The organism is Vibrio sp. 10N.261.52.A1, from assembly GCF_002876325.1.
Lineage (GTDB): Bacteria > Pseudomonadota > Gammaproteobacteria > Enterobacterales > Vibrionaceae > Vibrio > Vibrio chagasii.
On sequence record NZ_MCYD01000632.1, the window covers coordinates 1 to 3,766 of the forward strand.

Annotated in this window: 4 protein-coding genes; 2 read left to right on the plus strand and 2 right to left on the minus strand. The window is 41.5% G+C overall.

The window, feature by feature from the left end; all coding sequences use genetic code 11:
* A partial coding sequence (locus BCT81_RS11620; protein ID WP_241908191.1) for an ABC transporter ATP-binding protein occupies positions 1 to 442 on the plus strand: 442 nt, incomplete at its 5' end.
* 204 nt (positions 443 to 646) lie between these two features.
* Positions 647 to 862, plus strand: coding sequence for a hypothetical protein (locus BCT81_RS11625; protein WP_102424422.1), 216 nt, complete (start codon positions 647 to 649; stop codon positions 860 to 862).
* A gap of 28 nt (positions 863 to 890) precedes the next feature.
* On the opposite strand, the gene BCT81_RS11630 is transcribed toward BCT81_RS11625, so the two are convergent.
* Both BCT81_RS11630 and BCT81_RS11635 read right to left on the minus strand, forming a co-directional pair.
* Positions 891 to 1,982 (minus strand): transporter substrate-binding domain-containing protein, encoded by a 1,092-nt coding sequence (locus tag BCT81_RS11630; RefSeq protein ID WP_102424423.1) that lies wholly within the window; start codon positions 1,980 to 1,982, stop codon positions 891 to 893.
* A gap of 248 nt (positions 1,983 to 2,230) precedes the next feature.
* Complete coding sequence (locus BCT81_RS11635; protein ID WP_241908192.1) at positions 2,231 to 3,577, minus strand: sphingomyelin phosphodiesterase; 1,347 nt, start codon at positions 3,575 to 3,577, stop codon at positions 2,231 to 2,233.
* Positions 3,578 to 3,766: the final 189 nt, after the last annotated feature.

Genomic DNA, 3,766 nt, shown 5'->3' on the forward strand with positions numbered 1-3,766 from the left:
GCTTAGGCTACTCACCAAATTTAATGACACTAAAGCACCCTTTAAAATAGATACGCACACTATTGAACTCAAAGATAATCAAACCAATAAACCAGTGAGCGCAAATGAACTTCAGAGCTATCGTAACGGCTATCTCTCTGTTATTGGTTCGAACGGTTCTGGAAAAACCACTTACCTTAAAGACTATCAACGAAGTTCCGGCGCTCTGTATTTCAACCCCTCGTACCGCGTATGTTGGCCTTGGGAGTCGGAGCTAAATAAAGAAGATATTTCCGACGGAGAGTACACCAAGAAATGCCTAGATTGGTTACTCAACCATACGCAAGAGACGCTATTACTTGATGAATGGGACGCGTTTTTGGATAAAAAGAATAGAGCCGAATTGGAAGAGAAGATCGAATCTGACTCAAAGACTCGATTGATTCTCCAGGTTCGTCAGTAAATTAAGCCTCGCAACGAATAACATGAAAGTAGAGCACTTCCAAAAACGAAATTTTAGCTTACCGGCTTTAGACCGATATCGCGTTGACGATGCCGTTTGAGAAGCGCATGCTTTTATTTCGAGCAGAGTCGTTCTTGGCCGTTTTGATAAGCGAACCGATAAGAAAGTGCTCTGTGTAACGTGTCTAATTGAGTGGCGAGTCAGATGAATAAAGTTGTTATGTTTGTAATGGGGATGCTTTTTACCAGCCGTTTGTTTGCCAGTATCGCTCCCCATGTTAAGCAATTAGAGCATGATGCGCCTATCCTACTCCGCTCTGCGCTGATCGTTTTTGTAGCCGCTTATGTCGTTTGGACAGGTGTTAAACATTACAAAAAACGCAAAACCTCAGCGCTGGAATCAGAGCAGACTAACAGCTAATACCTCACGCTATATATCGCTGTCTCGGTTAGTTGTCTGCAAAATACTCGACTAAGATTTTACGCCACTTACGAGACTCTCGAATCTGCAACAGAGCGCGGTTAATCTCTTCTTCGTAAGGGTTGTTTTCTGTAATGATAAAACCGTAGTTTTGCTTCTCTAGCTGATATGGTAACACCTCTAAATCTTCAAATTGGCCACTCATTCGGCCATTCCCAATCATGTATTTAAGCACTACATCGTCGGCTACAATGGCGTCAACTTCTCCTTCTTCTAAAGCCGCCAAAAGCCTTGGCATATCAACATAGTTCTCATGTCTGATACCAAAGCTCGTCAATAGCAGAGAGGACGTAGTCGCGACCTTGGCACCTACTTTGACATTCGCTAGATCATTGATACCTTTGATCTGAGAAGATCCTTGGCTAAGTGTAAGTTTACTCGCTAACACAGCAGTAATACTGGCAATGAAAAGCATACTGAATACGCCAATAAACACGGTAGCAATCCGCCCCGTTAGACTCTTAAATTCAAAGTAGTTAAATGGACCTCGAGTAATGAAAAGTAAACCAAGAATAAAACTCTCTAACCAGCGTCCAGTTCGGCTTTTCATCGAATAGAGCTTCTGGTTTTCACCGTGTTCGAGCAAATAGAAAAATGCACCAATGACACCTGCAATAAACACGACCACACCAATGATCAACCACAAAGCTGGGTTGAAGAATATCAAGTGTAAAGTTTCAAGATAGCCTTTCTTTTTGACTGCGATAGCAAGGTGCGTTTCGTAAAATGAATGGGAAAAATCAGCAAAAATCTCTCGCTCTGGAGTGATTGAAATGCAAGACACACCTATGTCTATTTGTTCCGATTCAATAGCGCTAAGCAACTCATCGAGTGGATGGTTTTCTATCGTAAACTCAACATCCATATCCCTGGCGATCTTTTCCCACAGCTCAATGCTGAGGCCATCCCACTCATTATCCATCGAACCAATAACAAAAGGAGGACAAGGGTAAACGCCAACTTTAAGTGGTGCTGATGAAGTCATTGAGCTAAAGAAAGGGAGAAGTAAGAGAGAAAAAACGGCACAAAATCTAAGTGCCAATTTGAAGAAATTTTGCATCAGCAGCCCTCCAGAATGGGCAGCGATGAATTGAATCGAAGATGAAGGCTCATCAACTGAAAACGCACAAGTGAGATCAGAAGTGAAGATATTTTATGATGAGTTCAGTGCTGCCCTAGCTTTAAAAGTTGTTACTTTAACTATAGAGAACCCTATTTATTCTGCAAAACATTGGAGCTCGGCCTAATACATAAACTGACTTTGTATCGATGAACCTTTCAGACCGCTAAGATAGAAGAAACACTAGCCTAAGGCACTTCAAAGCGTGCACTTACCGCTAGGTGGTCAGATAAATCCCACACACCCCACATATCATCGTCAAAACTGCGTAACACTTCAATTTTGCTGGAACTCGCCACCACGCTGCCATTATTTGAATACAGCAGATAATCCAGCCGTTCTTGGGCAGATTGATCACTATCGGATAGGTTTTGATTCACAAGCGGATCGTAACTGTGGGCCAATGGACCTTTTAAAGGCGGCTCTTGCAAATCCAATACTCTAAGCATTTGAGTGAAATCAAGCGGAAACTTATGCTTGGCGATATTGAAGTCACCGCCGAAGATAACAGGTTCGTTCTCTGGTAAATCTAACTGCTCCACAAAGGCGAGTATTTCACCGACCTGCAGCATTCTTATATTCCGATGTTCGCGAGAATTCCAAGACCCTAGATGCAGGTTAAACAGATGATAAGGGCGGCTATCTTTTATTATCTTGGTATAGAGAACACCTTTATCTGCCGCACAATCGGTTCCCCGACAGTTATCAAAGACATGTTGTGCCTGTTCAACAATGGGATATTTACTATAAGTAATAACACCGCCATCGTAGGTATTACTGCCACCACCATCGAGTTTATGACTGACATACTGAAAGTGGCGCTGCATGTCCGCATTTAAACGTAGTTCATTTTCTCGCCTGAACACCTCCTGCATAAAAACCACGTCATGATTCTTGACCGCTTCAGCAATTCGTATATCTCTATCATTCATATGCTCTCCAATATAAGGGAGCAGCCATACGTTGTAAGTCAGTATGTTGATGCTATTCGCATCAGATAATGGAGTCGTTGGTTCTTCACTTATAACAAACGTTATATCATCATATCCACCGGTGTAATCAGCCTTATAATAGTATCGGTACCCCCCTTTATTGTTCCCGTGAATTGCTCGATCACTGTATAAGTCACCGATATGTGTGGTTTCAGGATCGACAAGGGTAAAAGACATATCTGACCCCCACGCTGTTCCTTTTAGCCTAACTACTGGGGTGAGATATTCGTAGCCTAAAAATATAAAAAAGTAGTAGTCTTTGCCTGCTTTTATGCCACCATATCGACTCAGGTTAGCAACCTCAGCATAGCTATAAGGCCTGATATGGTTGACGCCGGTTGAGGTGATAACTTGCTCATCACCGGATATAAATAGGCTAAGATCCTCACGGGTGTTATTCAAAATACGTATGTTCGTCTCTGCTTTGATAACGCTACAGAAAAACAACAAACATAATAATGTCGCACTTATCAATTTGGTGATCATCACTTCAGGCACTCTTTTGTTTGTCGCACTCCAAAAATTATTAGAGCTTAGTTTCATATCGAATACAAAATAGAGATAACGCAACACTGAGTAATTTGATGACTTTGAGTATGGGAGGCTCATAAAAAATAATGATCGACACTTGCTGTACATTATTACAAGTGAATTGATGATTTACACAAATTTGATGTGAACAGCACTACTGATTGTTATAATATAACATCACATCAATTAACTATTATGTCC